The organism is Methylobacterium oryzisoli (genome assembly GCF_046557895.1).
GTDB lineage: Bacteria > Pseudomonadota > Alphaproteobacteria > Rhizobiales > Beijerinckiaceae > Methylobacterium > Methylobacterium oryzisoli.
In genome coordinates, this window is the sequence record NZ_JBKIBX010000001.1 from 311,122 (window position 1) to 336,091 (window position 24,970).

At 70.9% G+C, this 24,970-nt stretch carries 23 protein-coding genes and 1 pseudogene; 15 read left to right on the forward strand and 9 right to left on the reverse strand.

Going from position 1 to position 24,970, the window contains the following annotated elements:
- Positions 1 to 34: 34 nt before the first annotated feature.
- The gene (locus ACKUB9_RS01545) at positions 35 to 811 is read right to left on the reverse strand and encodes a creatininase family protein (protein ID WP_407518826.1); all 777 of its coding nucleotides are present in this window, start codon (positions 809 to 811) and stop codon (positions 35 to 37) included.
- A 214-nt stretch (positions 812 to 1,025) separates the two neighbouring features.
- On the opposite strand from ACKUB9_RS01545, the gene ACKUB9_RS01550 reads away from it, so the two are divergent.
- On the forward strand, positions 1,026 to 1,604 hold the full coding sequence (locus ACKUB9_RS01550; protein ID WP_407518828.1) for a MarR family winged helix-turn-helix transcriptional regulator: 579 nt from the start codon (positions 1,026 to 1,028) through the stop codon (positions 1,602 to 1,604).
- A 57-nt stretch (positions 1,605 to 1,661) separates the two neighbouring features.
- On the forward strand, positions 1,662 to 2,345 hold the full coding sequence (locus ACKUB9_RS01555; RefSeq protein WP_407518829.1) for an SDR family NAD(P)-dependent oxidoreductase: 684 nt from the start codon (positions 1,662 to 1,664) through the stop codon (positions 2,343 to 2,345).
- Positions 2,346 to 2,372: 27 nt separating this feature from the next.
- Here the strand turns inward: ACKUB9_RS01555 and ACKUB9_RS01560 are convergent, their stop codons facing one another.
- The 3 genes from ACKUB9_RS01560 to ACKUB9_RS01570 all read right to left on the reverse strand — a co-directional run bounded on the left by ACKUB9_RS01560 (position 2,373) and on the right by ACKUB9_RS01570 (position 4,442).
- Positions 2,373 to 2,693 carry an AzlD family protein gene (locus tag ACKUB9_RS01560; protein WP_407518831.1) on the reverse strand — a complete coding sequence of 107 codons (321 nt, stop codon included), beginning with the start codon at positions 2,691 to 2,693 and terminating at the stop codon, positions 2,373 to 2,375.
- Positions 2,694 to 2,701: 8 nt separating this feature from the next.
- On the reverse strand, positions 2,702 to 3,415 hold the full coding sequence (locus ACKUB9_RS01565; protein WP_407518832.1) for an AzlC family ABC transporter permease: 714 nt from the start codon (positions 3,413 to 3,415) through the stop codon (positions 2,702 to 2,704).
- Positions 3,416 to 3,578: 163 nt separating this feature from the next.
- Positions 3,579 to 4,442, reverse strand: coding sequence for a C40 family peptidase (locus ACKUB9_RS01570; protein WP_407518834.1), 864 nt, complete (start codon positions 4,440 to 4,442; stop codon positions 3,579 to 3,581).
- 266 nt (positions 4,443 to 4,708) lie between these two features.
- On the opposite strand from ACKUB9_RS01570, the gene ACKUB9_RS01575 reads away from it, so the two are divergent.
- The 7 genes and pseudogenes from ACKUB9_RS01575 (at position 4,709) to ACKUB9_RS01605 (ending at position 11,528) form a co-directional block, all read left to right on the forward strand.
- Entirely contained in the window at positions 4,709 to 5,059 is a 351-nt protein-coding gene (locus ACKUB9_RS01575) for a hypothetical protein (protein ID WP_407519097.1), read from the forward strand.
- Between the two features lie 88 nt (positions 5,060 to 5,147).
- Positions 5,148 to 5,373: pseudogene (locus ACKUB9_RS01580) on the forward strand (IS701 family transposase); the annotation flags it as partial.
- Between the two features lie 914 nt (positions 5,374 to 6,287).
- Positions 6,288 to 7,451: a quaternary amine ABC transporter ATP-binding protein gene (locus ACKUB9_RS01585; protein WP_407518836.1), complete on the forward strand. Its 1,164-nt coding sequence runs from the start codon at positions 6,288 to 6,290 to the stop codon at positions 7,449 to 7,451.
- 3 nt (positions 7,452 to 7,454) lie between these two features.
- Positions 7,455 to 8,306, forward strand: a complete 852-nt coding sequence (locus tag ACKUB9_RS01590) for an ABC transporter permease (protein ID WP_407518838.1) — start codon at positions 7,455 to 7,457, stop codon at positions 8,304 to 8,306.
- Between the two features lie 128 nt (positions 8,307 to 8,434).
- Positions 8,435 to 9,271, forward strand: a complete 837-nt coding sequence (locus tag ACKUB9_RS01595; protein ID WP_407518840.1) for a glycine betaine ABC transporter substrate-binding protein — start codon at positions 8,435 to 8,437, stop codon at positions 9,269 to 9,271.
- A 188-nt stretch (positions 9,272 to 9,459) separates the two neighbouring features.
- Positions 9,460 to 10,728 carry a hypothetical protein gene (locus ACKUB9_RS01600; protein WP_407518841.1) on the forward strand — a complete coding sequence of 423 codons (1,269 nt, stop codon included), beginning with the start codon at positions 9,460 to 9,462 and terminating at the stop codon, positions 10,726 to 10,728.
- A 251-nt stretch (positions 10,729 to 10,979) separates the two neighbouring features.
- Positions 10,980 to 11,528 (forward strand): formaldehyde-activating enzyme, encoded by a 549-nt coding sequence (locus ACKUB9_RS01605; RefSeq protein WP_407518843.1) that lies wholly within the window; start codon positions 10,980 to 10,982, stop codon positions 11,526 to 11,528.
- Between the two features lie 147 nt (positions 11,529 to 11,675).
- Here the strand turns inward: ACKUB9_RS01605 and ACKUB9_RS01610 are convergent, their stop codons facing one another.
- Entirely contained in the window at positions 11,676 to 12,746 is a 1,071-nt protein-coding gene (locus ACKUB9_RS01610) for a GlxA family transcriptional regulator (protein ID WP_407518845.1), read from the reverse strand.
- A 234-nt stretch (positions 12,747 to 12,980) separates the two neighbouring features.
- Between ACKUB9_RS01610 and ACKUB9_RS01615 the strand changes: the two genes are divergently transcribed.
- From ACKUB9_RS01615 to ACKUB9_RS01640, 6 genes are all read left to right on the forward strand, one after another.
- Positions 12,981 to 14,234, forward strand: coding sequence for a sarcosine oxidase subunit beta family protein (locus ACKUB9_RS01615; RefSeq protein ID WP_407518847.1), 1,254 nt, complete (start codon positions 12,981 to 12,983; stop codon positions 14,232 to 14,234).
- Between the two features lie 48 nt (positions 14,235 to 14,282).
- Positions 14,283 to 14,579, forward strand: coding sequence for a sarcosine oxidase subunit delta (locus tag ACKUB9_RS01620; protein ID WP_407518848.1), 297 nt, complete (start codon positions 14,283 to 14,285; stop codon positions 14,577 to 14,579).
- Positions 14,579 to 17,566 carry a sarcosine oxidase subunit alpha family protein gene (locus ACKUB9_RS01625; RefSeq protein ID WP_407518850.1) on the forward strand — a complete coding sequence of 996 codons (2,988 nt, stop codon included), beginning with the start codon at positions 14,579 to 14,581 and terminating at the stop codon, positions 17,564 to 17,566. The genes ACKUB9_RS01620 and ACKUB9_RS01625 overlap by 1 nt, the downstream gene beginning before the upstream one ends.
- Positions 17,559 to 18,146, forward strand: coding sequence for a sarcosine oxidase subunit gamma (locus tag ACKUB9_RS01630; protein ID WP_407518851.1), 588 nt, complete (start codon positions 17,559 to 17,561; stop codon positions 18,144 to 18,146). Before ACKUB9_RS01625 ends, ACKUB9_RS01630 begins: the two co-directional genes overlap by 8 nt.
- Positions 18,146 to 19,510 (forward strand): L-serine ammonia-lyase, encoded by a 1,365-nt coding sequence (locus tag ACKUB9_RS01635; RefSeq protein WP_407518852.1) that lies wholly within the window; start codon positions 18,146 to 18,148, stop codon positions 19,508 to 19,510. Before ACKUB9_RS01630 ends, ACKUB9_RS01635 begins: the two co-directional genes overlap by 1 nt.
- Positions 19,511 to 20,101: 591 nt before the next feature.
- Complete coding sequence (locus ACKUB9_RS01640; RefSeq protein WP_407518854.1) at positions 20,102 to 20,326, forward strand: DUF1127 domain-containing protein; 225 nt, start codon at positions 20,102 to 20,104, stop codon at positions 20,324 to 20,326.
- Positions 20,327 to 20,426: 100 nt separating this feature from the next.
- Here the strand turns inward: ACKUB9_RS01640 and ACKUB9_RS01645 are convergent, their stop codons facing one another.
- Genes ACKUB9_RS01645 through ACKUB9_RS01660 form a run of 4 tightly spaced genes read right to left on the reverse strand, consistent with a single transcriptional unit; the run spans position 20,427 to position 24,934 of the window.
- Positions 20,427 to 20,948 carry a prolyl-tRNA synthetase associated domain-containing protein gene (locus ACKUB9_RS01645; protein ID WP_407518856.1) on the reverse strand — a complete coding sequence of 174 codons (522 nt, stop codon included), beginning with the start codon at positions 20,946 to 20,948 and terminating at the stop codon, positions 20,427 to 20,429.
- Between the two features lie 43 nt (positions 20,949 to 20,991).
- Entirely contained in the window at positions 20,992 to 21,786 is a 795-nt protein-coding gene (locus tag ACKUB9_RS01650; RefSeq protein WP_407518857.1) for an electron transfer flavoprotein subunit beta, read from the reverse strand.
- The gene (locus ACKUB9_RS01655; protein WP_407518858.1) at positions 21,783 to 23,039 is read right to left on the reverse strand and encodes an electron transfer flavoprotein subunit alpha/FixB family protein; all 1,257 of its coding nucleotides are present in this window, start codon (positions 23,037 to 23,039) and stop codon (positions 21,783 to 21,785) included. The genes ACKUB9_RS01650 and ACKUB9_RS01655 overlap by 4 nt, the downstream gene beginning before the upstream one ends.
- Positions 23,036 to 24,934: a DUF3483 domain-containing protein gene (locus tag ACKUB9_RS01660; protein WP_407518860.1), complete on the reverse strand. Its 1,899-nt coding sequence runs from the start codon at positions 24,932 to 24,934 to the stop codon at positions 23,036 to 23,038. Before ACKUB9_RS01660 ends, ACKUB9_RS01655 begins: the two co-directional genes overlap by 4 nt.
- Positions 24,935 to 24,970 lie beyond the last annotated feature (36 nt).

Sequence of the window (24,970 nt, forward strand, 5' to 3'; positions counted from 1 at the left end):
CCGCCGAACCGGCGACCACTTCGGCGCATGATGCTCACAGGCTGAAGCGGTCGACGTCTCGGAGCAGCGCCACGAAGGCGCGCGCGCCGTGGTCGAGGGCGGTCCGTCCGGCCTCCGCGGTGGCGAGCGCGGCGTTGCCGATGGCGCCCTCTAGGTTCAGGTCCTCGGCGAGCCACGCGAAGGCGGCCGGGCGGCCCGCGCTCAGATGCGTGAAGTCCCGCGCCATGGTCCGGGTGCGGGGCACGAAGTCCCGCACCGCCTCGGTCCGCACGAGGTCGGGGCGGAGCGCCAGCATCAGGGCGGTCTCGATCCCGCCGCCGTGGATGCCGTGGCGCACCTCGTCCTCCGGGAAGAGCCCGGGCGGGTAGCCGAACCGGCTCCAGGCGGTGGTGACCGCCACGAGGCCGCAGGCGCGGCGCAGGTCGAGCGCCACGAGGTCGATCAGCGCGCTGTTGCCGCCGTGGGAGGTGACGATGACGAGCTTGCGGCAGCCGGCCCGGTGCACGGCGGTGCCGATCTCGATCCAGGCCCGCAGCGCCGTCTCCCCGGTGAGCGTCAGGGTGCCGGGAAAGCTCAGGTGCTCGTCGGACTTGCCCACCGCCTGCACGGGCAGGAGCAGCACGTCGAGGTCGTCGGGCACGAGCGCCGCCGCGCGGGCGAGGTAGCCCTCGGCGATGATCGCGTCGGTGCCGAGCGGCAGGTGCGGCCCGTGCTGCTCCACGGCCGCCACCGGCAGCACCGCGACGGCCCGCTCCATCGGGCGGGCGCGCATCTCGGCGCTGGTGAGATCCTGCCAGGGGCGGGCCGGCATCGGGGTCGGGCTCCGGTGGGCGAGACCGGAGATGTACGCCGAACCGGCGGCGTGCGCCTACGACCCGCGGCGCGGTTGCCCTGTGCATGGGGCGCAGGCTGTCATGTCTCCGTCACGGCACGGCGGCAGAGGGCCTGTAGGATGGCGTCCTGGCCGCAGGGGCCGGGCGGTGGGGCCGTCGGGATCCGCGGCCGGCAGAGAGGAACGTTTCGCGATGGCAGCGGTCGAGACGGCACTGCCCCCGGAGGCCGGGGAACGGCCCCGCAAGGCGGCCAAGCGCCTGCGCCCGCCCGGCGCCAAGAGCGTCGGCTGGGCGCTGGTGCAGGCCGCGCGGATGCATCGCGGCCGGATCGGCGACCGGCTCGCCGCCCTCGATCTCTTCGCCGGCCAGGAGCAGGTGGTGCAGGCGCTCGCCGCCGCCGGCACCATGACGATGGGCGACCTCGCGGCGACGCTGCGGGTGCGTCCGCCCACCGCCTCCAAGACCGTGACGCGGCTCGCCGCCCTCGGCTTCGTCGAGCGTCAGGCCGAGGCCGGCGACGGGCGCATCGTGCGGGTGCGCCTCACCGAGGCCGGCCTCGCCAAGGCGGCGGCCATCGACCGGATCTGGGACGAGGTCGAGGCCGAGATGCTCGACGGGTTCGAGGGCAAGGAGCGCCGCCGCCTGCGCAAGCTCCTGCGGCGCGCCGCCCGCAACCTCGCGGGCGCCGCGGGCCTCGACGCGCAGGAGGCCGACGACGACCTCGACGGACCCGGCCTGGAGGCGGGCGAGGGCGAGCGGGACGTGGATTAGCCAGGACCGCCCCGTCCGCCCTATCTCCCCTGCCGGCAAGGCAGGAGGAATGCCGTCATGGCACACGGAAAGAGGTCGGCGCTGATCGTCGGCGCCTCGCGGGGGCTCGGGCTCGGCCTGGTGCAGGCCCTGATGGCCCGCGGCTGGGACGTCACCGCGACGGCGCGGGGCCCCGCCCCGGGGCTCGACGGCCTCGAACCGGCGCCGCGGATCGAGCGGGTCGACATCGACGACGACGCGGGGGTGGCCCGGCTCGGCCGGACCCTGTCAGGCGAGCGCTTCGACGTGGTGTTCATCGTGGCGGGCGTCGCCACGGATGCGCAGGTGCCGGTGCCGCAGGTCGGTCGCGCCAGCGCCCTCAAGGTCTACGAGACGAACGCGATCAGCCCGATCCGTGCCGCGGAGGTGCTGGTGCCATGCGTGGCGCCGGGCGGCCTCGTGGTGCTGATGAGTTCGATCCTCGGCAGCGTCGGGGCCAACGAGAGCGGCGGCATGGAGAGCTACCGGGCGAGCAAGGCCGCCCTCAACACGCTCGCCCGCAGCTTCGAAGCCCGCCACCGCGACGCCCCGTTCGGCGTCGTGCTGATGCATCCGGGCTGGGTGCGCACCGACATGGGCGGGCCGGAGGCGGAGATCGACGTGGGGACGAGCGCCGCCGGCATCGCGGAGGTGCTGGAGGCCCGGCTCGGGCACAAGGGCTGCGTCTACCTCGACCACCGGGGCGAGACGCTGCCCTGGTGAGACGCGTCAGGGCCTGCGCCGCGGGGCCTACAGACCGAGTGCCCGGCCGAGCGCCACCGTGGCCAGCCCCGCCGCGACGGCGGCCAGTTCGAAGCGGGTCAGCGCCATCACGGCGGCCGCCGCCGCCAGGCCCGCGAGGCCGGGCAGGCCCGCCGCCAGCCCGGTCGGCAGCGCGGTGGCGACGACGATCGAGCCCGGCAGCGCCCGCAGCCCCCGCTCGACGCGGGGCGTGAGCCGCACGCGGCTCATCAGCACGACGCCGGAGGCGCGGCACAGGTAGGTGACGAGGGCGAGCGCCAGGATCACCACGGCGGAGCCGGCCGGGCCGGCGAGCCAGTCCGAGGTCACCGCCGCGCTCACCGCGCCGCCCCGTCGTCGACGAGGACGCCGGTGATCAGCCCCGCCACCGCGCCCGCCGCGATGAAGCCGTAGCCCGGCACCAGCTGCTGCACGATGAGGGCGACGGCCCCCGAGGCCAGCCACGGCAGGGCCGGGCGGATCCCGCGCCAGAGGGGCGCCAGCATGGCGGCGAAGAACACCGGCATGATCATGTCGAGGGCGTAGACGCGCGGCTGCGCCACGAGGGCGCCGGCGAAATGCCCGCCCGCGGTCGACAGCACCCAGAGCGGCCACAGGCCGGCGCCGGCGCCGACCAGCACGCCGAGATCGTTGCCGCCCTCGGCCTTGTGGCGCATGCCGATGAGCCAGCTCGCATCGACCAGAAAGAACAGGCTGAGCGCCGTGCGCCAGAGCGGCGTGCCGCGCATCCAGGGCTGGATCGTCGCGCCCATCAGGATCATGCGGGCGTTGATGAGCGCCGTGACGGTCATGGCCGCCAGCAGGGTGCTCAGCGTCCAGGGCCGGCCCCAGACCTCCAGCGTCACCATCTGCGAGGCGCCCGCATACACGAAGGCGCTCATCGCGGTCGCCTCCGCCAGGGAGAGCCCGCGCTGCGCCGCCGCCGCCCCGAAGGCGGCGCCGAACACCGCGATGCTCGGCCAGATCGGCAGGCTGAGGCGCACGCCCTGGAGGACGCCCGCACGGGTGAAGGGCGCGGCTGTGGATCTCATCGGCGCGAAGAGCGGCAGGGCGGGACGATCCCGCAGGGGTGCGGCCGAAACACGCCGGAATCAAGCGCCGAGCCTTGCACCGGCGGCAGGGCGCCCCCGGTTGCGGCGCAGGTGCGGGCCGTCGCGACGATTTTTGCCCGCCGGGCCGGCGGGCGCCGCCCGCTCAGGCGAGGCGCTTCAGCGCGGTCACCGGCCCCGATCCGGCGGCCTCGATCCGGGCGGTCGCGGCGGCCAGGGGCTCGACCGCCACCGCCATGTGGTGGCCGTTGGCGTGGATCAGGCGTTCGGCGTCCAGCATCAGCCCGACATGGCCGCGCCAGAAGACGAGGTCGCCGCGCCGCAGGCCGCCGGGATCGAGGGGCAGCACCGCGCCGAGGCCGCGCTCCTGCATGTCGGCGTCGCGCGGGGCCGCGAGGCCCGCCTCCGCGAGGACGAGCTGGACGAGGCCGGAGCAATCGAGACCGAGGCTCGACCGGCCGCCCCACAGGTAGGGCGTGCCGACGAGCCGCTCCGCCGTGCCGGCGAAGTCCGGCACGCGCGCGTCGAGGGCCGACAGATGCGCCGCCCACACGGCGCCGCCGCCCGCGAGCAGCGCGTAGCCGGCCTCGAACCCGACGACGCTCACCCGCGCGCCGAGGCTGAGATGGCCCAGCGGCGGGCGCTTCAGGTCCGGTGCCGGGAAGACGAAGCTGCGCAACGCCGTCACCCGGTGGGTGGGGGCGGGGTCGGGGGCGCCGAGCGCGGCCGCCGGCAGGTAGCCGACGTAGCCGTCGAGATCGAGCTGCACGAAGGCCCAGCCGTCCGCGACCTCGTAGACGGTGACCGGGTCGCCGCACAGGGCCTCGGTGTCGAGGGCGGCGTCCTCGCGCGGGGCGCGGCGCAGGGGCGCGAGCATCGCGGTCACGCGCCGGGCCGTGCCGGGGACGTAGCGGGCGGCCGCGACGAGGCCGCGCAGGCGCTCGTCGGCGAGATCGGGGCGGGCCGGCGTCAGGCGCGGGTCCCGGGGGAGAGAGGAGGGCAGCGTCACGGCCGCGACTCTTGCCCGGCGATCCCGGCCGGACAAGGGCAGCCTCGTTTCGAACGAGGATGCGCGAGCCGCGGAAACCTGCGACAACATGCCCGTGGTCAGTACCGGGCGACCGGTGAGAGCGCCAGCCAGGGCGAATTCCCGAGGCGGCAGCGGCGCGTAGACGAAACGGGCTGCCCGGGCGCGGTGGCCGGCCACGCGGATCTGGGCTGGGAAATCGTCGTGCTGCACTGCAACAAGAGCGGTGTTTGCGCTATTCTCCGGTGATGATGATGAGCCGTCCCGTGAAGAAGCCGATCGACAAGACCCGCCCCCTGCCGCCGATCCGGGTGCGCCGCGAGCCGCCGACGGTGGCCGAGGCCGTGGCGGCGGCCCAGGACCTCGCCGACGATCTGGAGCAGCAGGTCGAGATCGCCGCCGGGCTGATCGGCCTGCCGCCGGACGAGGTGCGCCCGCACGTGCTCCAGGCCGCCAGGCCCCGCGCGGAGCGCGCGCCCGAGCGCATCATCAGCTCCGGCCACGGGATGCGCGGCCCCCGCACGGTGATCGTCGAGCGCAAGGTCGGCCGGCCCCTGGTCGAGCGCCGCACCCGCCCGCCGGTGGACTGGCGGCGCTGAGCCGGATTTCTCGGCGGCTTTCCTGAGACGGCCCGCAGCCTAGCATCACCATTGCGTTCTGGATCGAGGTCTGAAGCGATCGCGAGTCATGCCATGGGAGATCCTGGCACGGGCGGCCACGATCGAGGACGCGCTGGAATTCTGGGCGTCGTCGCTGCGGGATGCGAAGGGCGAGTGCGGTCCTTGTTCACGCAGGATCGCCTTGCCACCACAGCCGGGCCCGTTTCGGGACGGGGCGCGGTTGCTGGGATGCCGATGCCTTGCGCGACATCGTGCGGGACTCCGTCGTCGACCATCTGGCCGGCGACGATGCAGAGGGCGGGTCAGCCCGTCATCGGCCCGAGTCAATGCATCGTCATCCACGCAACGTGAGCAAGAACCACTGGCAACCAGGGAAAACCGTTGCTGCCAGCGGTTTGACGAACGACGATACGCCCAGGTTGTGCATGTCGCGCGTGAGCTGCACGACGCAGTGCCGGCATCGGCGTTCCATGGCAACGGCAGCGCCGCAGGTCCTGTGACCGTGTCTGGCCGTGAGCGACAGGACTATCGCGTATGGGAATTCGGTTCTCTCGGTTCTGAGCCGGGTGCAGATCCGTTGATGGAACGATCTGCTGAGGGGTTGTGAAAATTCCCTCTCGGCGTGGCGGGACGCCAGAACGCCATTTTTCAACGCGATTGCCCTTACGTAAGCAGAATGTCCGCTCCGACGAAGGAGTTTCTGCAAAACATACATTCCAATATTGAAGCATAGCGACAATCTGACGCTTTTGTGGGTCAGAACACAGCAGTTTTCCCCGTTTCGCGAATGCAGACATTGCACGTCGTGCAAAATATTCCAGCCCGCATACCAATCATCGCTCGGCAGGAGGATTGAGCCAAGCCTCATCGAATGGCCTCTGTTTCACGGCTCACGAAAGAGGCACCGTGTGCACAATATGTCTCCAATCCTCAGCGAGTTGGGTGCAATGCTGCGATGCAGCGGCGAAATCAGGCGGTAAATTTCCACCTGTGTCGCCTTCCCGGCAAAAAGCGTCGCAGCGCGACAAGCCGCGGGTCCTATGCTCGGTAGCTTTTCATCATCATAGATTGAAGGCTTTCGCAGTCGAGCCCGCCGTTCGAAGGTTGGCGAAACGCGCCGCTCCGAGGAGGTCGTAAGCACATGGGCCGCATTACCTTGGAGGGCATCAGCAAGATTTTCGGCTCAAATCATGTCCAGGCCGTGGACATGATATCCAAGGGGAAGCGCAAGGCGGAGATCGCCGAGGCGTGCGGGGCCGTGGTCGGGCTGCGTGACATCTCGTTTCAGGTCCGAGAGGGCGAAATCCTGGTCCTGATGGGCCTGTCGGGCTCTGGCAAATCGACGCTTCTGCGCTGCATGAACAGGCTCGTCGAGCCGACCTGCGGGCGCATCGTCGTCGACGGCGTGGACGTGACCAAGCTCGGGCGCAAGGAATTGCTCGCGTTCCGTCAGAAGATGTTCGGAATGGTGTTTCAGCATTTCGCGCTGCTGCCGAACCGTACCATCCTGGCGAATGTCGGCTTCGGCCTCGAGATCAAGAACGTCCCGGTCGCCGAACGGACCGAGGCGGCCATGCAGGCGATCGAGCTCGTCGGCCTCAAGGGCTGGGAGAGCAAGTATCCGCACGAGCTCTCCGGCGGCATGCAGCAGCGCGCCGGCCTCGCGCGGGCGCTGGCCGCCGATGCCGAGATCCTGCTGATGGACGAGGCCTTCAGCGCCCTGGATCCGCTCATCCGGCGCGACATGCAGGCGGAGCTGCGCGAGCTGCAGAAGAAGCTCCGGAAGACCATCGTCTTCGTCTCTCACGACCTCGATGAGGCCATCGCGCTCGGCGGCCGCATCGTCCTGATGAAGGACGGCGAGGTCGTGCAGGTCGGCTTGCCCGAGGAGATCGTGGCGCGCCCCGCGACCGACTATGTCGAGCGCTTCGTCGAGCATATCGACCTCGTCGCCGTCCTCCGGGCCGAGCAGGTCGCGGACCGGTCCGCCGTGGTGCTGGCGCCGATGCAGACCGTCGCCGAGGCGCGCGCCGCCACGGCGAGCCGCGGCGGTGACGCCTGGCCCGTCACCGATCGGGAGGGGAAGTGCATCGGCCGTGTCCGCGCCGCGAGCTTGGCCGCAGCCTCGCCTCACGAGACCGTCGCCGGCCTGCTCGACCGCGATCCGTGCGTCATCGAGGGCAGCGCCCGCCTCGATGGGCTGCTCGGCCGGGTCGCGTCCGAGGCCGCGGTCGCCGTGGTCGATCCCGACGGACGCCTGATCGGCAGCCTCACCAGCCGCGACGTCGTGCAGGCGCTCGCCGCCCGTCTGGGTGCGGGCGGTCACGTCCAGGCCGACCCCTCGCCCGCCCTCCGAGCCGTCAGGAGCTGAGTGATGGACTGGAACGTCCCCAAATTCCCCCTCGACACGCTCAGCGACCAAGGCCTCGACTGGCTCACCGATCATGGCAGCTGGCTGACCCGCGCCGTCAGCCGGCACGTCTCCGACTGGATCGACACGCTGACCACGGCGCTCGTCGCCGTGCCGCCTTGGGCGGCCATCGCGGTCGCGTCCCTGATCACCTACAGGATCGGCGGCCGGAAGGTCGGGCTGCTCACGCTGGCGGGCCTGCTGTTCCTGTGGAACCTGCGGCTCTGGCAGGCGACCGTCGAGACGCTCGTGCTCGTCATCCTGGCGACGCTCGTGGCGCTGATGATCGGCATCCCGGTCGGGATCTGGTTCGCGCTGAACCGCCGGGCCTGGCGGACGTTCTCGCCCGTCCTCGACATGATGCAGACGCTGCCGAGCTTCGTGTATCTGATCCCGGCGCTGCCGTTCTTCGGCCTCGGCGCGGTCTCGGCCTGCTTCGCGACCATCGTGTTCTCGGTGCCGCCGGTGATCCGGCTGACCGCGCTGGGCATCCGCAACGTGCCCTCGGAGCTCGTCGAGGCCTCCGATGCCTTCGGCGGCTCCGCCACCCAGAAACTCTTCAAGGTTCAGCTGCCGCTGGCGCTGCCGACCATCATGGCGGGCGTGAACCAGACCATGATGCTCGCCCTGTCGATGGTGGTCATCGCGGCGATGATCGGCGCCGGCGGCCTCGGCCGGGCGGTCTGGCAGTCGATCCAGCGCCTCGAGGCCGGCGCGGGATTCGAGGCGGGCCTCGGCATCGTGATCCTGGCGGTCATCCTCGACCGGTCGACCCAGGCACTCGCCGCCCGCGCCCGCCCGCACGGCACGGCCTGAACCGATCCGGCCCCTCCGCCGCGGGCGGGCCTGACCTCCGAGAATCCTGTGCTGCGCCGGCCGGTCGCGGGCGCCCCGGCACCGGCTTGTCCCGATTCCGTTCCCGGCATCCCCAGAAAGGTCCCCCGATGCGCGCACGAGCTCTCGGTGTCGTTCTCTGTCTCGCCCTCACCCAGACGCCGGCCCAGGCCGCCGAGAAACTGGTGCGCCTCGCCTATGTCGAATGGGCGGACGCCGTGGTCGCCACCACCATCCTCAAGCAGGTGCTGGAGGAGAAGGGTTACCAAGTGAAGGCGATCCCGCTCGCCGCGGCCGCCATGTGGCAGGCCGTGGCGACGGGCGACGCCGATGCCAGCGTCGCCGCGTGGCTCCCCGTCACGCAGGGGGCCTACTACGACAAGCTGAAGAATCGTCTTGAACTGATCGGACCGAACGTCACGGGCGCCAAGATCGGCTGGGCCGTGCCCGCCTACTCGCCTCTCGCATCGATCGAGGACCTGAAGACCAAGTCCGCCGATGTCGACGGCAAGGTGATCGGCATCGATCCCGGCGCCGGCGTGATGCGCAAGTCCGAGGCGGCGATCAAGGAGTACGGGCTCCCCGTGAAGCTCGTCGACGGCAGCGATGCCACGATGACGAGCGCGCTCAAGGATGCCGTGCGTCAGAAGAAGGACATCGTCGTCGCCGCCTGGACACCGCATTGGATGTTCGCGCGCTACGACCTGAAATACCTGGCCGATCCGAAGAAAGTCTTCGGTGCCGACGAGAGCGTGAACACGCTCGCCCGCAAGGGACTCAAGGCCGACATGCCGGAAGTCTACGCGATCCTTCAGAAGTTCAAGCTGACCGTCAAGGATGAGGAAGCCATGATGGCGCAGAACGAGGAGAAGGACGCCAAGCCTTCCGAGACCGCCGCGAAATGGATCGCCGCACATCGCGCGACCGTGGACGGCTGGATTCGTTGACAAGCTTACATTTGGGTATTCGTGGGCGTTTTCGGCCGCAAGTAGTCAGGCCGCCCACGAGATGATTGGTTCAAATGCCAGAAAAATCTTGCAGATCAGGGTCTATCTGACCGAATAATCGAATTCTTGGGGGCGACACAATGACGAAAGGCTTCTCCGCCACCCTTGTGGGGGGTGCGGCCGGTGCGATGCTGTACGCCTCGGCGACCCAGGCACAGACACAGACGACGCAGGAACTCGACGCCGAGCCGAGCCGCGTCAACCGTGAGCAGCCGATCGTCGTCCCCGATCCCACGCCCCAGCCGTCGGCGGCACCGGGCGCGCCGGACAAGTTCACCTTCGGCGGCGCGATCCGTGCGCGCTACGACTGGCGCTTCAACGACGTCAGTCTCGGCGGCCAGCCCAAGGCGTCGGAGCATTTCGGCTTCGATACCCTCTCGCTCAAGGCGGCCTACGATTCCGACACCCTCTTCGGGGCCGCACAGTACCGCTTCTACGGCGGCAGCTCGATCTACGGCCCCCGCAGCGGCTACCAGGGCTTTCCGGGCGAAGTCAGCTTCCCGATGTGGGCCTATCTCGGCTACAAGATCACCAAGGAAGACAGCATCACCTTCGGCCTCAATCAGGTGCCCTTCGGCCTGACGCCGTATTTCGGAACGAGCTTCATCGAGACTCTCGGCTTCGCCATGGGCATCGAGGAAGTCTACAATCTCGGCGTGAAGTACTCGCACGTCGAGCCTGATCTCAACTACCAGCTCGGCTTCTATCCGGGTGCCAACCCGAACGCCATCGGCCTCAGCGTCGACAGCGCGCGCTACTCGACCAACATCGTCAAGGCGGACAGCTACGTTCCGTTCGGCTCACGCAACGCCGAAGAGAACATGTTCATCGGCCGAGCCGAATATTTCGTCGTCAAGAACGACTTCGCCTCGCTCGCCGTCGGTGCCTCGATCTGGCACTCGAACATCTACAACTTCGACACGCGCCAGACCGGCACCAAGCAGCTCGAAGGCGTGCACATGCTCGGCACCTATGGACCGTGGGGCTTCAAGGGCATCTACGTCCGCCAGGACATCGACCCGAAGAACCCGATCCGGAACGACCTGATCACGATCGGCGGTTTCGATTTCTCGAACAACATGGCCACCCACGGCAACTTCGTTTCGGCCGAAGTGACCTACAAGATCGCCGATCCGCTCGGCCCGTTCACCGTGGCGCCCTACGCGGGCTACAGCGCCTATTACAAGGACAAGGCCAGATTCAGGAACAGCGAGCGCTTCATTCTCGGCGCCGCCTGGACGCTGACCGCCGATCCGAACCTGGTGATCTATACCGAGGGCGTGTTCGGTCGGAACGACCCCTATGTCGGCGCCGGCCAGTTCGTGAACGGCCTCGCCCAGGGCGGCGACAACAAGTGGAAGACCCGCTTCATCATGAATATCGGCTACTATTTCTAAGCTCGGGAGACCGGTTGCGCCGGAGCGGCCATCGCTTTGGCGCATCGCACCACGAGCTGGCCTGCGCCCGGAGCGCGTCGTGTGCTTCAGTGTCTGTCCGTGCGTCGATTCGGATCGCAGGCCCTGCACATCGAAGCCAGCCCGTCCGGCAAGCGCGTGCTCACGGCCGCTCCGGCCGACACGAGTGGGAGCTGCGCCGCTCGGCAACGACCGGCCGCGGCCGGCTCTTCCTTCACACAGCGAGGACCAGAATGAGCGACCGTATCATCCTCCGCGCCGGCGAGGCCCTGGTTGCGGGGGGGCCGCCGAACACCGCCTCCGAGCCGGAGGTCGTCATCGGCGAGCTCGACGGGCCGGTCGGCACTGCGCTCGCAACCCTGACGGGCGATCAGGTCGTCGGCCACAGCCGCGTCTTCGCGCTCCTCAACACCGACATCATGGTGCGCCCGGTGACGCTGTGCGTCTCCAAGGTCAGCGTCACCGAGAACAAGTACACCTCGATCCTGATGGGCACGGTGCAGTTCGCGATCGCCAACGGCGTGCTCGACGCCGTACGAGCGGGCTACATCCCCAAGCACAAGGCCAACGACCTCGGCATCATCTGCTCGGTCTGGCTGAGCCCGGGCGTCGTTCAGGCCGAGAAGGTCGACCACAAGGCCCTGTTCGAGATCCAGCGCAAGGGCATGACCGAGGCGATCCGCAAGGCCATGACCAACGAGCCCTCGATCGACTGGCTCCTCGAGAACCAAGACAAGATCACGCACAAGTATTACCAGATGGGCCTCGACGGGAAGATCTGACGGGCGCCCGATGCGCCTGGAGCAGGATCCGATCGCGTTGCGATCGGATCCTGCTCCAGGCCTTTTCTATCGTTGCATTCTCTGTGACGAACCGGAATCCACTTCGTCGAAAAACGCTCTGGCGGACCTGGGTCCGCCGGCCCGGCCTCACCGTTCCGCCGTATCGGCGAGGGCGCGAGCAGGCGCGGGTCCGGATGCCGGACGCTTCTCGGGCGACAGCTTCCGCTCGGCGCTCGGTGGCCGGCCGAAATGGTCGAGATAGGCCTTCGAGAAATGCGAGGCGGACGCGAAACCACTCTCGATCGCGATGGTGAGGAGCGGCATGGCGGTCTGCCGGATCAGGTGCCGGGCGTGTTCGAGCCGGATGCGCAGGTAGTGCTTGGCCGGCGAACAGCCGAGATACTTCAGAAAGAGCCGTTCGAGCTGGCGTTTCGAGAGCTGGACCGAATCGGCGAGTTCCTGGCTGCCGAGCGGCTCCGCGAAGGTCTTTTCCATCAGACCCACCACGTGCAGCAGCTTCGGATGGGCGACTCCGAGGCGGATGCGCAGATCCATCCGCTGGCGTTCGCCCGCCTCGCGGATGCGGTGGTGGATCAGCTGCTCGGCGACCGCGGCCGCGAGATCGGGACCGTGATCGCGCGCGATCAGCGACAGCATCATGTCGGCCGCCGCCGTGCCGCCCGCGCAGGTGAAGCGGTTCCGGTCGATCTCGAACAGGTCGGAGCCGACCTCCACGGTGTCGTGCTCCGAGGCGAGGCTCGCGAGATTCTCCCAGTGGATCGTCGCGCGGTAGCCGTCGAGGAGGCCCGCCTTGGCCAGCACGTAGGTCCCCGTGCAGACGGCGCCGATGGCCGCGCCGCGCGTGCAGCTCCGGCGCAACGTCGCCTGCAGCGCGCGATGGTCGGCCCCCTGGATGTCGATCCCGCCGCAGACGATCAGCATGTCGAGGTCCTGTGCCTCGCCGAAGCTGCCCGACACCTGGATCTCGACGCCGTTCGACGCCCGGCAGCTACGGCCGTTCTCCGACCACAACGAGTAGCGGTAGAGGTCGCGCTGGGCTGCGCGATTGGCCAGGCGCAGGGCCTCGATCGCCGAGGAAAAGGCGATCATCGAAAAATGCTCCACGAGCATGAAGCCGACGGCCTTCGCGTCGTCGGGCGCGACGCCGCCCAGGCCGGGAGGCGCGCATGCGGGTCCCCCCGCCGTCGACCGCTTCATCCAGAGCCTCCCTCTCGATGCCACAGCTGAGAATTGCTCAAACCTGACCGCCTGGCCAGCCGGAATGCCGTGTGACGGGCGCACCCCGACGGCGCGGTGCGAGGGGCATTCCGGAGGTCCGGCTCGGCCGCCGCCGATCCCGCCGAGGTCGCGAATGTCCAACTCGCGGTCGCCGTCGCGCAAGCTGCCCCGCGTCGTCCGACCCATGATCCGGCATCACAGCGAGGCCGATCCATGCGCCGCTTCTCCCTCTCATCGCTCCTCTCGGAATCCCTCAAGGGACACCAGGGCTGGGGCCGTCAGTGGCGCGATCCGCAGCCGAAGCCGGCCTACGACGTCGTCATCGTCGGCGGCGGCGGCCACGGCCTCGCCACCGCCTACTATCTGGCCACCGTGCACGGCATCACGAACGTGGCGGTTCTGGAAAAGGGCTGGATCGGCGGCGGCAATACCGGCCGCAACACCACGATCATCCGCTCGAACTACCTCTATGACGAGAGCGCGGCGCTCTACGAGCACGCCCTCAAGCTCTGGGAAGGCCTCAGCCAGGAGCTGAACTACAACGTCATGTTCTCCCAGCGCGGCGTCCTGATGCTCGCGCACAACATCCACGATGTGCAGAGCTTCAAGCGTCACGTCTACGCGAACCGCCTCAACGGCATCGACAACGAGTGGCTCTCGAAGGAGGAGTGCAAGGCGTTCTGTCCGCCGATCGATATCTCGGACAAGCTCCGCTATCCCGTCCTCGGCGGCGCCCTCCAGCGCCGGGCCGGCACCGCGCGCCACGACGCGGTCGCCTGGGGCTATGCCCGCGGTGCCGACGCGCGCGGCGTCGACATCATCCAGAACTGCGAGGTGAAGGGCATCCGCCGCGACGCCTCCGGCGCGGCGGTCGGCGTCGAGACCACGCGCGGCTTCATCGGGGCCGGCCGGATCGGCGTGGTCGCCGCCGGCCATACCTCGACCGTGATGGCGATGGCCGACGTGCGCATGCCGCTGGAGAGCTACCCGCTCCAGGCTCTCGTCTCCGAGCCGGTCAAGCCGGTCTTCCCCTGCGTGGTGATGTCGAACGCGGTCCACGCCTACATCTCGCAGTCCGACAAGGGCGAGTTGGTGATCGGCGCGGGCACCGACCAGTACACGTCCTACAGCCAGCAGGGCGGCCTGCACATCACCACCCACACCCTCGACGCGATCTGCGAGGTCTTTCCGCAATTCACCCGGATGCGCATGCTGCGCTCCTGGGGCGGCATCGTCGACGTGACGCCGGACCGCTCGCCGATCATCGGCAAGACCCCGGTCCCGAATCTTTTCGTCAATTGCGGCTGGGGCACCGGCGGCTTCAAGGCGACGCCGGGCTCCGGCCACGTCTTCGCCCACACGCTCGCCACGGCCGAGCCGCACCCGATCAACGCGCCCTTCACGCTCGACCGCTTCCGCACCGGGCGCCTGATCGACGAGGCCGCGGCGGCGGCCGTCGCGCACTGATCCGACTCCTCCCCGACCCCTCCCCGACCCGACGCGACGAGGCGCCCGATGCTGCTGATCGCCTGCCCCCATTGCGGCAACCGACCCGAGACCGAGTTCCGGTGCGGCGGCCAAGCCCACATCGCGCGCCCGGCCGATCCGGCCGCGCTCGGCGACGAGGCCTGGAGCGAGCACCTCTTCGTGCGCTCCAACCCGCGCGGCGTCCATGCCGAGCGCTGGTGCCACGTCCACGGCTGCGGCCGCTGGTTCAACGCCCTGCGCGACACCGTCACCGACCGGTTCATCGAGACCTATCCGGCGGGCGCACAGCCCTCCCGTTCCCCTGAGCTTCAGACGAGGGCGTGATGGCACAGCCGTTCAGATTGTCCCGGGGCGGACGCATCGACCGCACGCGCCCGATCAGCTTCACCTTCAACGGCCGCACGATCCGGGGCTTTCAGGGCGACACCGTCGCCTCCGCACTGCTCGCCGAGGGCCGGCACCTCGTCGGGCGCTCCTTCAAGTACCATCGCACGCGCGGCATCCTGAGCCACGGCTCCGACGAACCGAGCGCGCTCCTTTCCGTCGACCGCGGGCCGGGCCGGGTCGACCCGAACAACCGCGCCTCGGTGGTCGAGGCCCGCGACGGGCTGAAGACCCGCTCGCAGAACCACTGGCCCTCGCTCGAGGTCGATATCGGCGCGGTCAACGACCTGCTCTCGCCGGTCTTCGTCGCGGGCTTCTACTACAAGACCTTCATGTGGCCCCGGAGTTTCTGGGACAAGGTCTACGAGCCCTTCATCCGCGCGGCCGCCGGCCTCGGCAAGGCGCCGACGGAGCCGGATCCCGACCGCTACGCCAACCGCCACGCCCATTGCGACGTGCTCATCGTCGGCGCGGGCCCCGCCGGCCTTGCCGCGGCCCTCGCCGCCGCCCGCACCGGCAAGCGCGTGATCCTCGCCGACGAGGGGGCCGAGCCCGGCGGCTCGCTCCTGCACGAGACGAGGGCCGAGATCGACGGACGCCCGGCGGCCGAGTGGCTGAGCGCGGCGCTCGCCGATCTCGACGCCCGCGAGAACGTGATCCTGCTGCCGCGCACGACCGTGTTCGGCTACTACAACCACAACCACGTGGCGCTCGCCGAGCGCGTCACCGACCATCTGCCGGGCGCGGCCGGCACGGCGCCGCGCGAGCGGCTCTGGCAGGTGCGCGCGGCCGAGGTCGTGCTGGCCGGCGGCGCGCACGAGCGCCCGCTCGTCTTCGCCGACAACGACCGGCCCGGCATCCTCCTCGCCGAGAGCGTGCGCGTCTTCATCAACCGCTACGGCGTGGCGCCGGGCCGCCGGATCGTCTTCGCGACGAGCGGCGCCTCGGCCTACACCGCCGCCCTCGACGCCAGCGCCGCGGGCCTCGCCGTCGCGCTCGTCGACCTGCGCCCGGAGGCGGAGTGCGGTCCGGAGCTGCAGCGGCTGCGGGCGGCGGGCGTCGAGGTTCTGACCGGCCACACGGTGATCGGATCGAAGGGCCGCAAGCGCGTCGCGGGGCTTGTCGTGGCGCCCGTCGGGAGCGACGGCCGGTGCGGCACCCGTCGCCTTCTTCCCTGCGACTGCGTCGGCATGTCGGGCGGCTGGACCCCGGCCGTGCACCTGTTCTCGCAGTCCCGCGGCAAGCTCGTCTACGACGCCGCCCTCGATGCCTTCGTGCCCGGCACGTCGGCTCAGGCCGAGCGGTCGGCGGGCGCGGCGAAGGGCACCTACGACCTCGCCGCCTGCCTCGCCGAGGGCGACGCGGCGGGGGCGGCCGCGGCAGGCAGCGGGGAGCGGCGCGTCTTCACGGCCACCCCGACCCTCACCGGCTTCCGGCCGGTGCGCGTGATGCCCACCGACGCCGACCCGGCGAAGGTCCGCGCCTTCGTCGACTTCCAGAACGATGTCACCGCCAAGGACATCAAGCTCGCGGTCCGCGAGGGCTTCCACTCGATCGAGCACGTCAAGCGGTACACCACGACCGGCATGGCGACCGACCAGGGCAAGACCTCGAACATGAACGCCCTCGGCATCGTCGCCGGGCAGCTCGACAAGGCGTTGCCGGGCGTGGGCACCACGACCTTCCGGCCGCCCTACACGCCCGTGACCTTCGGAGCGCTGGTCGGCCCGGCGCGTCACGCCCTGTTCGACCCGATCCGCACCACGCCGATCCACGGCTGGGCCGAGGCGCACGGCGCCCTGTTCGAGAACGTCGCCCTGTGGCGCCGCGCCTGGTACTTCCCGAAGCCGGGCGAAGACATGCACGCCGCGGTCGCCCGCGAATGCGCGGCGGTGCGCGACACGGTCGGCCTCTTCGACGCCTCGACGCTGGGCAAGATCGAGATCGTCGGCCCGGACGCGGCCGAGTTCATGAACCGGATGTACATCAACCCCTGGACGAAGCTCGAACCGGGCCGATGCCGCTACGGGCTGATGCTCAAGGAGGATGGCTACATCCTCGACGACGGCGTCGTGGCCCGCGTCTCGCCGGACTGCTTCCACGTCACCACGACGACGGGCGGCGCCGCGCGCGTGCTGGCTCACATGGAGGACTACCTCCAGACCGAGTGGCCGGATCTCCAGGTCTTCCTGACGTCGACCACCGAGCAATGGGCCGTCATCGCGCTCCAGGGCCCGAAGGCGCGCGCGGTGATCGAGCCCCTCGTCGAGGACATCGACCTCAGCCCCGACGCCTTCCCGCACATGGCGATGCGCACCGGACGGATCTGCGGCGTGCCGACCCGGCTGTTCCGGGTCTCGTTCACGGGAGAGCTCGGCTTCGAGATCAACGTGCCGTCCGATCAGGCGCTCGCCGTCTGGGAGGCGATCTACGCGGCGGGTCAGCCCCACGGCATCACGCCCTACGGCACCGAGACGATGCACGTGCTGCGCGCCGAGAAGGGCTACATCATCGTCGGCCAGGAGACGGACGGGACCGTCACCCCGGACGATGTCGGCCTCGCCGGGATGATCGCCAAGACGAAGAAGGACTTCGTCGGCAAGCGCTCGCTCAGCCGGCCCGACGTCGTCGCCACGGGCCGCAAGCAGCTCGTCGGCCTCGTCACCGAGGATCCGAAGACCGTCCTCGACGAGGGCGCCCAGATCGTCGCGGATCCGAACCAGCCGATCCCGATGAGGATGCTCGGCCACGTCACGTCGAGCTACTGGAGCCCGGCGTGCGAGCGCTCCATCGCCATGGCCCTCGTGGCCGACGGGCGGGCGCTGCAGGGCCGGATCCTGCACGTCACGACGCCGGGCGGCTTCGCGCGCGCGACGGTCGTCGAGCCGGTCTTCCTCGATCCCAAAGGGGAGCGCATCAATGCTTGAGGCCCGTTACCGCACCGCCCGAGCCCTCCCGCTCGGCCGCACCGCGGCCACCGGCGCCCCGTCCGGCGTCCTGATCCAGCCCGCCGAGGCGGAAGCCCGCTTCTCCCTGCGCGTCCGCGATCCCGGCGCGACGGCCGCCGGGCTCCCTCTCGACCGGCCCATCAACACGGTGAGCGGCGACGACCGGCGCTGGATCGCGCGGCTCGGACCCGACGAATGGCTGATCGGCACGACGGAGGCCGAGGCCGACGTCTTGGCCGGCGCCGTCGCGACCGCGCTCGGCCCGAAGGTGCACGCCCTGGTCGATGTCTCCCACCGCAATGTCGGCATCGACGTCGGCGGCCCGCTCGCCGCGGTCGCCCTCAATGCCGGCTGCCCGCTCGATCTCGGGGACGCCGCTTTCCCCGCCGGCGCGGCGACGCGGACCCTGCTCGGCAAGGCGGAGATCGTTCTGATCCGCCGCCCCGGGCCGCTTCCGCGCTACCGGGTTGAGTGCTGGCGCTCCTTCTCCACCTATGTCTACGGCTTCCTGCAGGAGGCCGCTCTCGGGGTGGGCTCGACGGACAAGGCCGTTCTCTGATGATCAGCGCGTTCGATCTGTTCAAGATCGGCATCGGACCGTCGAGTTCGCACACGATCGGCCCGATGGTGGCGGCCAAGCGCTTTCGCGAGCGCGTCGCCGCGCGCACCGCGCCCGGGGCGGCGGTGACGCGGCTCGGCGCCGAGATCTTCGGCTCGCTCGCCTGGACCGGGAAGGGCCACGGCACCGACGTCGCGATCGTCCTCGGGCTGCTCGGACACGATCCGGCGACGATCGATCCGGACCGCGTGGCCGGCTACGTGGAGGACCTCTCGGCGAGCCGCGCGATCGGCCTGCCCGGGATCGCCTTCGATCCCGCGCGCGATCTCGCCTTCAACTTCACCGACGTGCTGCCCCGCCACACCAACGGGATGCGCTTCTGTGCCCATGGCGCCGACGATGCGATCCTCGACGAGGTGATCTGCTACTCGGTCGGCGGCGGCTTCGTGGAGATCGAAGGGGAATCCGCGGGCGTCGGCATCGAGGGGGCCGCGCTGCCCCATCCGTTCGAGAGCGCGGCCGACCTCCTGGCGGCCTGCGCCGAGACCGGGTTGTCCATCGCGCAGATTCAGCTGGCCAACGAGCGCGCCCTGCGCTCCGAGGCGGAGATCGAGGCGGGGCTCGACGCCATCCGCGACGCGATGCTCGCCTGCATCGCCCGCGGCCTGCGCATGGAGGGTGAATTGCCCGGCGGCCTCAAGGTGCGCCGCCGCGCCAAGCGCCTGAACGAGACGCTGGAGGCGGCCCGCCTCCGGAACAGCCGGCCGGCCCACGAGATCATGGACTGGATCAGCCTGTTCGCGCTCGCCGTCAACGAGGAGAACGCCGCGGGCGGCCGCATCGTCACCGCCCCCACCAACGGAGCGGCCGGCATCGTCCCGGCCGTCCTGCGCTACATCGTCGATTTCTGCCCCGGCTGGTCGGCGGCGCGCGGGCGCGACTACCTGCTCGCGGCCGCGGCGATCGGCGGCCTGATCAAGCGTCGCGCCTCGATCTCGGGCGCCGAGGTCGGTTGCCAGGGCGAGGTCGGCTCGGCGGCCGCCATGGCGGCGGCGGGGCTCGCCAGCGTGCTCGGCGGCTGCCCGCGCCAGGTCGCCAACGCCGCCGAGATCGCGATGGAGCACCATCTCGGCATGACCTGCGACCCGGTCGGCGGGCTCGTGCAGATTCCCTGCATCGAGCGCAACGCCTTCGGGGCGAACAAGGCGGTCGCGGCCGCCTCGCTGGCCCTCCACGGGGACGGCGTGCATTTCGTAAGTCTGGATCAGGTCATCGAGACGATGCGCCAGACCGGCCACGACATGCAGGAGAAGTACAAGGAGACCTCGCTCGGCGGCCTCGCGGTCAACGTCGCAGCCTGCTGACCGGCCCGCTCCCTCTCTTCGGCGCGACCCCTCTTTCGCTCGTCGCATGGCTGTCCGGGGACAATCTTCGACAAGGATGGCGCGGGATCCCCTCTCCCGTGCGGGAGAGGGGTAGGGGTGAGGGTCCCGGGAGGGAGCAGCAAGAAGGCGGAACGCTGCCGCTACCAGCACGACTGTCAGCGATTAGCCCTGAACTGTTCCGCTCCCCTCACCATCGTTTCAGCTTCGCTGCGGCACCCTCCCGGGACCCTCACCCCTGCCCCTCTCCCGCACGGGAGAGGGGGTCCCCGCGCCATCCTTGTCGGGGGATTTTTTCCCAGATAGGCCTGCGATCGTCGGGAGAGAGGTTCTTTTGTTGCGGCCCGACCGGGACCGGAGGCGCGACGGCGGCGGGCGGCGCCGCGACACCACCGGATTGCCCAATCTGAATGCGAGCTGGACGGAAACGCGCCGAGCGGTGTCTCATCCATGCACTTCAAGCAGAGCTGATCTCGCAAAGCAGCACTCCTCTCGTAGCGTAACAATGGCCATATTCGGCCTTGTCGCGCGGTCGTTCGCAAGTCCAGCGACGATGTGCCAAGGGCTAAGACAATGTTAACCAAGCTGATCGAAGGTGTGAAAGTCTCTATTCAGGCGCGCGAATTCGAGAGCGCGCTCAAGGCGCTGAGCGATGCGACGCTGGACGACATCGGTCTCACGCGTCCGGGCATCGCGAGCCTGTATTCGCGGCCCGCTCCGGTCCGTCCGAAGCAGGATCTGACCTTCGATTGGCTCTCCCTGAACCTCGCCCTTCCGGACTCCGCCCGAGTTGCCTGAATCGCCGCGCGCCCTGCCGGCGCGCGGTGCGGTCGGATCGGGATGCTCAATCGCCAGATGCACAGAGGCCCGCGGGCCTCTGCATGCGCTTGGTCGTGCGTCAGGCGGCCGGTGCCGCCATCGACGGGTCCGGGAGCGCGAAGGCCTCCGGCTGGTGCCCTTCGAGGCGCAGCGCGTTCATGAGATCCGCCGGAACGAGGGTGAGCGTCCGCGTGCTCACGAGCGGATGGACGTTGATCCGCGCCTCGTCCAGCAGGCTGTCCTGCACGAAGATCCTCACGCTGCCCGGCTCGGCGTTGAGCGCCGCGAGGGGCGAGACGGCGCCGCTCTCGACGGCGAGTTGCTCGCGCAGGGCCTCGGCGCTCGCGAAGGAGAGGCCGCCGCGCGCGCCGAGCACGGACCGGAACGCCTTGAGATCGACCTGCGCATCGTGGTGGAGCATGACGAGGAAGGAGGTCTTCTTGCCGTCGCGCAGGAACAGGTTCTTGGTGTGGGCGCCCGCGATGTCGCCGCAGACGGCCATCATCGCCTCGACCGTCAGGACCGGCGGATGCTCGTAGAGCTTGTAGGCGATGCCGCGCTCGCGCAGGCGCGTCAGGAGGTCGTCGGGGCTCAGGGGCATGGATCGCCTCGCAGGATGGATCGATAGAAGGCTCGGACGCGGCTCAGCGGCGGTCCGGATCCGGAGCCCGAGGGGGCGCGAGCACGCCGATCTGGCGCAGATGGGCCAGGATCTCGCGCGCCGCGTGCTCGGGATCGGGCTCCACGAGGAGCCGTCCCTTCGCGGCACGGCCGGACTCGCCGGTCGCCGCCTTGAGGCGCTCCGCCGCCGATCCGCCCGTGGGGGCACCCTTCACGATCCTGGGACGCCGGCGATAGGGGCGCTCCTCCATCTCGGACTCGGCAGGCGGGGCCACGATAGCGGGGGCGAGCCCGTCGATGCGACCGCGCCGGGCCTGCCCATAGGCGTAGGGGAAGGGCGGGGGCGCGTCCGGATGGACCGTCGCGACGATCGGGGTGAGCGCCACGACGCGCCGCAGCGCGCCGCGGCCGAGGCTCTGGTCGAGCTGCAGCGTTCCCGGCTCCTCGCCGGGCGCGACCGCCACGACGTCGGGGATCAGGGGGAGGCCGAGGGCTTCCGCCAGCGAATAGGGCACCAATCCGCTCTCCGGCCCGCCCTGGCCGCGCCGACCGGCGAGCACGAGGTCGGGGGCGCGCGCGGCGAGCCGGGCCGCGAGCGCCGGCACCGGATCGAACGCTTCCGGCAGGTCGATGTGCTCGATCTGCGCGAGTCCCTGCCCCAGGGCCTCGGCCAGCGCCGCGGCGGCCGGGCCGGCATGCAGGCCGACGGCAGGCCCGAGCCCGGCGGCGAGCCGGATCGCCTGCGCTTCGAGCCGGGGCAGCACCGCCGCGCCGGAGACGGGGTGGCGGCCGGCCGAGAGAAGAACCGCGATCCTCACGAGCCCGTCTCCCGTCCGCGTGTGTCCTGCGCGAGCAGGCGCAGCAGGGCCGGCATCACGACCTGCGCATCCTGCACGATGGCCAGACCCGCCCGCTCGATCATCGCGGCGTGCAGGTCGGTGTTGACCGCGACGACGTGCTCGCAGCCCGCCACGCCTTGCAGATGCTGCGGTGCGCCGGAGATGCCGAGCGCGAAGTAGCAGGTCGCGGCGAGCACGGTGCCGGAGGCGCCGACCTGCGACTGGCGCGGCATCAGGCCGGCATCGCACAGCACGCGGCTCGCCCCCGGCGTGGCATGCAGGGCCGCGACCACCTCCCTGAAGGTGGCGAGATCGCTGACGCCGTTGCCGGCCGAGACGACGAACTCGGCCAGCGCCAGGGGCACCGTGGCCGGATCGGCCGGGACGCGCGTCGCCGACAGGATCGCAGCACGCTGCGGCCCACGCGCCGCCGCGACCGCGAGCGCACGCGCCTCCCGCGGCGGCCCGCCATACTCGGCGACCGCGTCCGCCGCCACGGTGGCGAGAAGCCCCGGGGCCGCCCGCTGCTCGACGCTGCGCCCGCGCGCCGGCCGGATCAGGCCGCTGGCGGCCACCACCTCGGCGTTGGTGAAGAGCGACTGCCCCATCCGCACCGCGACCCGGCGGGCCAGATCGCCGCCGTCGAGGGATTCCGGAAACAGGACATGGCGGGCGCCGAGGTCCACGAGCGCCGCCGCGACCTGGGCGGCCCGCGCGGCCGGGTCGTAGCCCTCGGCCTCGTCGAGGCGGACCAGACGGTCGGCCCCCGCCGGGCCGGGGGCCTCGCAGGGGCCGAGCGCGACGAGCGCCACGCCGCCCTCGCGGCCCGAGAGGGCGCGGGCGGCACCCAGCACCTGACGATCGTGGCCGGAGAGGCGGCCGCCGGGCGCATCCGGCACCACGGCGACGAGGAAGGCGGGCTCCTCGACGACCACGATCGTCGGGGCCGCCACCTCCGGCGCCGGCCGGTGCCCGGCCGCCGGCAGGACCGGTCCCTCCATGCGGACGGCTTGGCTGAGATCGAAGCGGGGCCGGATGCCGCCCGGAACGCGCCGGCTCGCGCGCTCGGCCCGGGGATCGCGGCGCGGCCGTCCGCCGGGGGCGCGGCGCACGCTCCGGTCGTAGCGCGGGCGGGCGGTCGTGCGGTCGCCGGAGGCGGCCTTGCCGTCGCCGGAGGCGACCTGCATCGCCGCCCGCTCGGCGCGGGGATCGCGGCGGAGCCTCGTCGTCATCGGCCTGCCTCCACGGCCTGAAGCAGCAATTCGGCGATGTCGCGGATCTCGGCCTTGCGATCGGTCACGCCCTCCAGCATCGCCGTGCAGGACGGACAGGCGACGGCGACGATGCCCGCACCCGTCTCGGCGGCCTGGCCCATGCGGATGTCCGGGATGCGCCGCTCGCCCGGCACGTCGCTCACCGGCGCGCCGCCGCCGCCGCCGCAGCACATCGCCCGCTTGCCCGACCGGGCCATCTCGACCCGTGAGAGGCCGATCGCGTCGAGCACGGCGCGCGGCGCCTCGGTCTCTCCGTTGTAGCGGGCGAGGTAGCAGGGGTCGTGGTAGGTCACCGAGAGGTCGGCCAACCGGCCGGGCTTCAGCTTGCCGGCCCGGATCAGCTCCAGCAGGACGGCGGTGTGGTGCACGACCGTGTAGTGCCCGCCGAAGGCCGGGTACTCGTTGCGCAGGGCGTGCAGCGCGTGCGGGTCGGCGGTGACGATCCGCGCGAAGCGATATTTTGCGAGCGTCGCGATGTTGTCCCGCGCCAGCGCCTGGAAGGTCGCTTCGTCGCCGAGTCGGCGGGCGAGGTCGCCGGTGTCGCGCTCCTCCGCGCCCAGCACCGCGAAATCGACCTGCGCCTCGCGCAGCAGCCGCACCAGGGCGCGCAGCGTCCGGCCGTAGCGCAGGTCGTAGGCGCCCTCGCCGAGCCAGAGCAGCACGTCGGCCTGCCGGCGCTCGGCCATCACCGGCAGGTCGAGCCCGGCCGCGAAGTCGGTGCGCGCCCCGAGCGGGCGCCCGCCCGGATCGCCGGCCTGGCGCAGTTCGGTCACGGGGCCGACCGCTTTTTCGGGCAGCGCCCCCCGTTCCAGCGTCTCGTGACGGCGCAGGGACACCACTGCGTCGACATGCTCGATCATCATCGGGCATTCCTCGACGCAGGCGCGACAGGTGGTGCAGGACCAGAGGGTGTCGGGGTGGATGCGCGCGTCCGGCCCGATCAGCCGGGCGAGCGGCCCGCGTTCGCCTTCGGCCATCCGGCCGCCGGGATAGGGATTGCCGGCATAGGCCGGTTCCGCGGGCGAGAGCCCCGCGACGAGATCCTGCACGAGCTTCTTCGGGTTGAGGGGCTGGCCGGCGGCATAGGCCGGGCAGGCCACCTCGCAGCGTCCGCAACTCACGCAGGCATCGAAGGAGAGAAGCCGGTTCCAGGTGAAGTCCGCCGGCATCTCCGAGCCGAGGCGGGGCGCCGCGAGGTCGAGGGGCTGCAGCGCGGTGTCGGGCCGGCCCTCGAACCGGCCGGGCCGGGGATGGGCGACGAGGTGGAGCGCGCCGGCCGCGGCGTGGCGCATCGGGCCGTGCCGGACCTCGAAGGCGAGGCCGAGGCCGCCCGCCGCCGCGAGCGCCAGGGCGACCGAGCCGAGCGGGCCGCCGATGCCGAGGGCCAGCAGCAGGGCGGTGAGCGTGCCGCCGACGGCGTAGGCGAGAAGCCAGAACGGCAGGATCTGGAAGCGGCCGGCGGAGAGGCGCGTCCGCTTCTCGGGGTAGCGGCGGGCGCCGACGAGCAGCGAGCCGGCCGCCGTCACGCCGAAGGCCAAGGCCACGAGGAACCAGTAGGGCCGGAAGCCGCCGAGCGGCGGCAGGATGGCCAGCGCGGTGAGCAGAGAGGCCGCGAGCAGGCCGCCGGCCACGACCGCGTGCATCCGGGAGGCGTATGCGTCCCGCGCCACGACGTGGTGGACATCCACGAGATAGCGGCGCGGCAGCTTGGCGAGACCGTCGAGCCACGCCACCGGCGCCGGCGCCCCGACCCGCCAGAGCGCCGCACGGCGCGAGGCCTGGACGAGGGCCAGCGCCGCCATCAGCCAGACGAGGCCGGGAAACACCGTGGTCAGGGGGGCGAGGCTGGTCATGGCGGTGGGCCTGAGGTCTCGGCGACGTTAGGAAAC

Excerpts from the sequence above, each read along its gene's own strand:
- ACKUB9_RS01660 (WP_407518860.1), bottom strand. The coding sequence starts at position 24,934 with ATGACCAGCCTCGCCCCCCTGACCACGGTGTTTCCCGGCCTCGTCTGG.
- ACKUB9_RS01595 (WP_407518840.1), top strand. The coding sequence starts at position 8,435 with ATGCGCGCACGAGCTCTCGGTGTCGTTCTCTGTCTCGCCCTCACCCAG.
- ACKUB9_RS01575 (WP_407519097.1), top strand. The coding sequence starts at position 4,709 with ATGATGATGAGCCGTCCCGTGAAGAAGCCGATCGACAAGACCCGCCCC.
- ACKUB9_RS01655 (WP_407518858.1), bottom strand. The coding sequence starts at position 23,039 with ATGACGACGAGGCTCCGCCGCGATCCCCGCGCCGAGCGGGCGGCGATG.
- ACKUB9_RS01630 (WP_407518851.1), top strand. The coding sequence starts at position 17,559 with ATGCTTGAGGCCCGTTACCGCACCGCCCGAGCCCTCCCGCTCGGCCGC.
- ACKUB9_RS01640 (WP_407518854.1), top strand. The coding sequence starts at position 20,102 with ATGTTAACCAAGCTGATCGAAGGTGTGAAAGTCTCTATTCAGGCGCGC.
- ACKUB9_RS01590 (WP_407518838.1), top strand. The coding sequence starts at position 7,455 with ATGGACTGGAACGTCCCCAAATTCCCCCTCGACACGCTCAGCGACCAA.
- ACKUB9_RS01585 (WP_407518836.1), top strand. The coding sequence starts at position 6,288 with ATGATATCCAAGGGGAAGCGCAAGGCGGAGATCGCCGAGGCGTGCGGG.
- ACKUB9_RS01645 (WP_407518856.1), bottom strand. The coding sequence starts at position 20,948 with ATGCCCCTGAGCCCCGACGACCTCCTGACGCGCCTGCGCGAGCGCGGC.
- ACKUB9_RS01555 (WP_407518829.1), top strand. The coding sequence starts at position 1,662 with ATGGCACACGGAAAGAGGTCGGCGCTGATCGTCGGCGCCTCGCGGGGG.
- ACKUB9_RS01565 (WP_407518832.1), bottom strand. The coding sequence starts at position 3,415 with ATGAGATCCACAGCCGCGCCCTTCACCCGTGCGGGCGTCCTCCAGGGC.
- ACKUB9_RS01620 (WP_407518848.1), top strand. The coding sequence starts at position 14,283 with ATGCTGCTGATCGCCTGCCCCCATTGCGGCAACCGACCCGAGACCGAG.
- ACKUB9_RS01615 (WP_407518847.1), top strand. The coding sequence starts at position 12,981 with ATGCGCCGCTTCTCCCTCTCATCGCTCCTCTCGGAATCCCTCAAGGGA.
- ACKUB9_RS01605 (WP_407518843.1), top strand. The coding sequence starts at position 10,980 with ATGAGCGACCGTATCATCCTCCGCGCCGGCGAGGCCCTGGTTGCGGGG.
- ACKUB9_RS01600 (WP_407518841.1), top strand. The coding sequence starts at position 9,460 with ATGCTGTACGCCTCGGCGACCCAGGCACAGACACAGACGACGCAGGAA.
- ACKUB9_RS01635 (WP_407518852.1), top strand. The coding sequence starts at position 18,146 with ATGATCAGCGCGTTCGATCTGTTCAAGATCGGCATCGGACCGTCGAGT.
- ACKUB9_RS01550 (WP_407518828.1), top strand. The coding sequence starts at position 1,026 with ATGGCAGCGGTCGAGACGGCACTGCCCCCGGAGGCCGGGGAACGGCCC.
- ACKUB9_RS01625 (WP_407518850.1), top strand. The coding sequence starts at position 14,579 with ATGGCACAGCCGTTCAGATTGTCCCGGGGCGGACGCATCGACCGCACG.
- ACKUB9_RS01545 (WP_407518826.1), bottom strand. The coding sequence starts at position 811 with ATGCCGGCCCGCCCCTGGCAGGATCTCACCAGCGCCGAGATGCGCGCC.
- ACKUB9_RS01610 (WP_407518845.1), bottom strand. The coding sequence starts at position 12,746 with ATGAAGCGGTCGACGGCGGGGGGACCCGCATGCGCGCCTCCCGGCCTG.